At 71.6% G+C, this 4,238-nt stretch carries 2 protein-coding genes and 1 pseudogene; all 3 read right to left on the reverse strand.

Features of this window, described 5'->3' with window-relative positions; genetic code table 11:
- Positions 1 to 131: 131 nt before the first annotated feature.
- Positions 132 to 1,532 (reverse strand): M20/M25/M40 family metallo-hydrolase, encoded by a 1,401-nt coding sequence (locus G5C60_RS49695; protein ID WP_165270753.1) that lies wholly within the window; start codon positions 1,530 to 1,532, stop codon positions 132 to 134.
- A 96-nt stretch (positions 1,533 to 1,628) separates the two neighbouring features.
- Positions 1,629 to 3,203: a PstS family phosphate ABC transporter substrate-binding protein gene (locus G5C60_RS49700; protein WP_338146155.1), complete on the reverse strand. Its 1,575-nt coding sequence runs from the start codon at positions 3,201 to 3,203 to the stop codon at positions 1,629 to 1,631.
- 98 nt (positions 3,204 to 3,301) lie between these two features.
- Positions 3,302 to 4,238: pseudogene (locus tag G5C60_RS49705) on the reverse strand (serine/threonine protein kinase); the annotation flags it as partial.

The following is a 4,238-nucleotide window of genomic DNA, read 5'->3' on the forward strand; positions in this document are numbered from 1 at the left end:
CCCCTGGGGCTCCGCCCCAGACCCCGTTTCGGGGGCCAGCCCCCGGACCCCCGGTCCTCAAACGCCGGACGGGCTGAAAATCAGCCCGTCCGGCGTTTGAGGACGAGGCCGCCAGGCCGACCCCGGTGCTCTCACGCCTGCGGCTGCGGGAACGCCACCGGGCTTCGATATCCCGCCCGGCTCACCGCCCTCACCCCGAAGAACACGTTGTCCTTCGACACGTCCACCTCGTGCGAGGTCGCGTCGCCGACCGGGATGACGTGTGTCCAGTCGGGCTCTGTGGTCTCGCGCCACACCACCTCGTAGCCCGCGAGGTCGGGCTCGGAGCCGCGCGTCCAGGTCAGCTCGGTGGAGTTCGTCAGCGCGGCGGTGAGGATCTTGGCACCCCGCGGTGTGCCGGGGGCCTGGGCCAGGCTCCAGAGGGCCGCCGCGTTGACGCGCGCCACCCGGCCGATGAAGGCGAAGTCGCAGAACTCCGGCAGGTCCCCGTACTGCTTCCCGCCCTCGACCCGTACGTCCTGGTGCTGGTGCGCGAAGTCCTCCGCCGGTTCCGTGAAGCGGGCGGCGGGATAGGCGCGTTCGAGGAAGGGGATGTGGTCGCCGCCGCGGCGGTAGCGGTCGCGGCGGTAGATGACGCGTACGTGCATGCCGGTCGCGGAGTTGTCCGCCGTGTCCCTTACGAAGCGGGCCAGCTGGCGGGTGGCGGAGTCGTTCTCGCCGCCCACCGAGCGGCGGGTGGCGGCCTGTTCGGGGGTCTCGGACGAGGGGACACCCTCCGCGAAGAGGCGGATGGTGTACGGGTCCTTCGTGCCGTCGTCCGCCGTCGAACTGCCCACGATGTCGTTGGTGAACATGCCCTGCACGTCCGCGTCGGCCGACCGGAACCGCTGCGCCATGTGCGCCGCCCCGTACAGCCCCTGCTCCTCCCCCGCCACCGCCGCGAACACGATCGTCGCGGCCGGGCGGCGCTTCGCCATCACGCGAGCCAGTTCCATGGCGACCGCCACACCCGACGCGTCGTCGTCCGCGCCAGGGGAGTCGGACGTGGCGTCCATGGGGTCACTGCACCGGGAGTCGTAATGGCCGGAGACCACGTAGATGCGGTCCGGCGTGACCGAGCCGCGCAGGGTCGCGACGACGTTCGTGATGCGGGTGGCCACGGGGATACGGTTCGCCGGCTCCTGGACGTACGACTGGAGTTCGGCCGTCATCCGGCCCCCGGAGGCCTTCGCGTACGACTTCATCTCCGCGAGGATCCAGTCGCGGGCCGCGCCGATGCCGCGTTCGGGGTCGTCCTGGGAGGAGAGGGTGTGCCGGGTGCCGAAGGAGGCGAGTTTGCGGACGGTCGCCTCGATGCGGTCGGGGTCGATCTCCCGTAACAGGGCACGGAGTTCACGGGACGGGGGCTGGGCGGTCGCGGGGGGACGCGTACCGGTGGGCTCCATGGCCTCGGCCTGCGCGGTGACCGCGTCGGCCGACACCGCCACGGCGGCCGACGCGGCGGCGAGAACGGTTCTTCTGCTGGGACACATGGATCCTCCCGGAAGACGGGGCGATGGAACCGTGGCCTGCCATCGTTCTGTACCCGTCAAGCGGCGGCAAGAGTGCCCGAGGCCCCTGCCGGCCGATCAGCCGCCCTCGTCGCTCCTGGCCTTCTCGTCGCAGAGCTCGGCCCCGGTCACCGTCTCGCACGGCACGTGCCCGTGGCCGCGGATCACGCTCTGGGCGGGTCCCCGGCGGACATAGGCGAGGAAGCTGTCGGCGAGGGAACTCGGGGACGGGCGGCGGTAGGTGTAGGCGTACTCGAGCCCGTAGTACGGGTAGGCGTTCTCGCCCTGCTCCAGGTCCTCGACGGAGGACTGCCGGCCGTCGATGGCGAGCCGGCGCAGGCCGTTGTGGTCCATGGCCTGGCTGAGCTCGCTGTAGCCGATGGCGCCGGGGAGTTCGGCGACCTTGTCCAGCACCTGCTCCGTGGAGTCGAGCTCGCAGCGCGTGACGGGGTAGGACGAGTCCTCCTTGCCGCGGCAGTCCAGTGAGGTGCTGGGGACCCGCTCCCAGCTGTCCAGCACCTCCCGCTGGAACATCTGCCGCGTACCGGAGTCGGCGTCCCGGCTGACGAGGACGACGGGAAGGTCGGGGAGTCGTGCGTCGAGCTGCCTCCAGCGCGTGACCTCGCCGCGGTAGATACGGCGTACGTCGTCCAGGCTCAGGCCCCCGCTCGGCCGGATGCCGTCGTTGACGACCAGGGTGAAGAGGGACAACGCGACCCGGTTTCCGGCCAGTTCGGGATCGTCGATGGTCTTGGGGCCGTCGGAGAACGCGATGACGGCGGGCGAGTCCTTCGACCGGGCGCCCAGGGCGGCGAGTTCGTTGACCCCGGCCGTGCTGCCGCGCGCGTCCACCGTGATGTCGGCGCCCTCGCAGTCCTTCTCGTACTCCTTCTCCAGGTCCCGCAGCACCGGCTTGAACGCGGTCGACCCGGTGAGCGTCAGCTCGCCCGTCTCGCATTCGATCGGCGGCGGGGTGTCGTCCCGGGCGACGATGATCGTGGCCAGGGCCATCACACAGACCGTGAGCAGCACGGTGATCAGCCGGGCCGCGCGGCTGAACAGCGGAGGTGTGTCGTCCGGAAGAATGGCGCTGTTGGGATGCACCTCGCCGTCGCGGATACCGCCGATGAGCCGGATGCCGCAGCCGACGTCCCCGCCCGACAGCAGCACGAGCAGCTTGAAGTGCTCGCCGCGGTTGAGCGGTACGCGTGGGATGCGCAGGACGCCGTCCTGGTAGCCGAAGCCCGCGGCCGGGGTGAAGTGGTCCATGAGGTGGTCGGTGCCGGACGGCTGCGTGACCGACACGCCTCGGATCAGGCGGTCGCTGAACACCGCGGTGAGGCCGTGCCGTTCACGCCCGGTGTAGTCGTTGTCGGCGATGCTCTGCGAGCCGTCGTTCTCGATGCGCAGCAGCACCAGCGTCGCGTCGGACATGTCCGACGCCTCGTCGAACAGCCCGAGCCGCACGTTCGCGCGCCCGGAACGCACGTCGTGGCCTATGGGGTTGTCCATCTGTACGCGGTAGCCGATACGTTTCCGGCGCGGCACCCGGCGCTCGTACCAGACCATCACGGCGGACGCCACGACACCGACGATCGCCGTCGCCACCGCCACGACGTTCTCCGCGCTCAGCCATTCCTGCACGTGAGCCACTCCCCCGAGCATTGCGCTGCGGGGATCAAGGTACGGCTCGCGACGGGGACATCCCGGACACGGAAGCGGAAGTTCAACGGGAGTTCAGCGATTTCACTTCAGTTCGCCTTCGTGTACGTCAGCTCGCCACCGTTGCTCGTGGTCACGCGGCGCAGGCGGCCGTCCGGGAGGATGGTCAGTTCCGTGGCCTCGCCCGGGGAGCAGGACGCGGCCGGTTCGCCGACGGTGACCGTCGACGGGCCGATGCGGAGGGGGCCGTCCGCGGTCGGGGTTTCGGCCAGTTCCGCCTGGAAGACGCAGTGGTACGTGCCGTCGTCGGCCTCGTCGGCCGGGCCGTCCGCCGTGAGCGAGAGCACGATGTCGCCCACCTCGCCCTGCTGGACGGTGAGCCGGCGGGTGTTGGGGCCCGTGTCGCCGTCGATGGCCGCGGTCCAGGAGCCGAGGTACTCGGTGGGGATCGCGCCGCCCTCCGGGTTCTCCTCCGCCGTGGTCGGCGGCTGGGTGGTCGGGTCCTGGGTCGTGGGGTCCGTCGTCGGGTCCGTCGTCGTGGACGCGTTGGTCGTCGGTGACGCGGTGGGGTCGCCGCCCGCGCGGGTGCTGTCGCCGCTGCCGTTCATCAGGGCGTAGACCGAGCCTCCCGCGGCGAGCGCGACGACCAGGGCCACCACGATCAGGAAGACCGTGGAGCGACCGCTTCTGCGTGGGGGTTCCTGCGGGGCACCGGCTCCCGGGCCGTACGGAGGCGTCGAGCCCGGCGGGGGCGCGTACGCCGGGGTCGCACCCCACGCGCCCGGTTGCTGCGGGTAGCCGTACGCGCCGGGCTGCTGCGGGTGGCCGTACCCGGTGGGCTGGGGGTGCTGCTGCGGATAGCCGAACGCCGGGGCCGGCGGAGTGGCCGGCGGAGGTGTGCCACCCGAGCCCGTGATCATCGTGGGGAGGTGATCCAGCGGGGCACTGCCCGGTGCGCCCGGCGGGGGCGGAGCGGAGTCGTCGGAGGCGGGGGCGTGTTCAGGGGCGGCCTCCGCGGCGGGGGCG

It is taken from the genome of Streptomyces scabichelini, assembly GCF_011045015.1.
In the GTDB taxonomy this organism is placed as follows: Bacteria; Actinomycetota; Actinomycetes; order Streptomycetales; family Streptomycetaceae; genus Streptomyces; species Streptomyces scabichelini.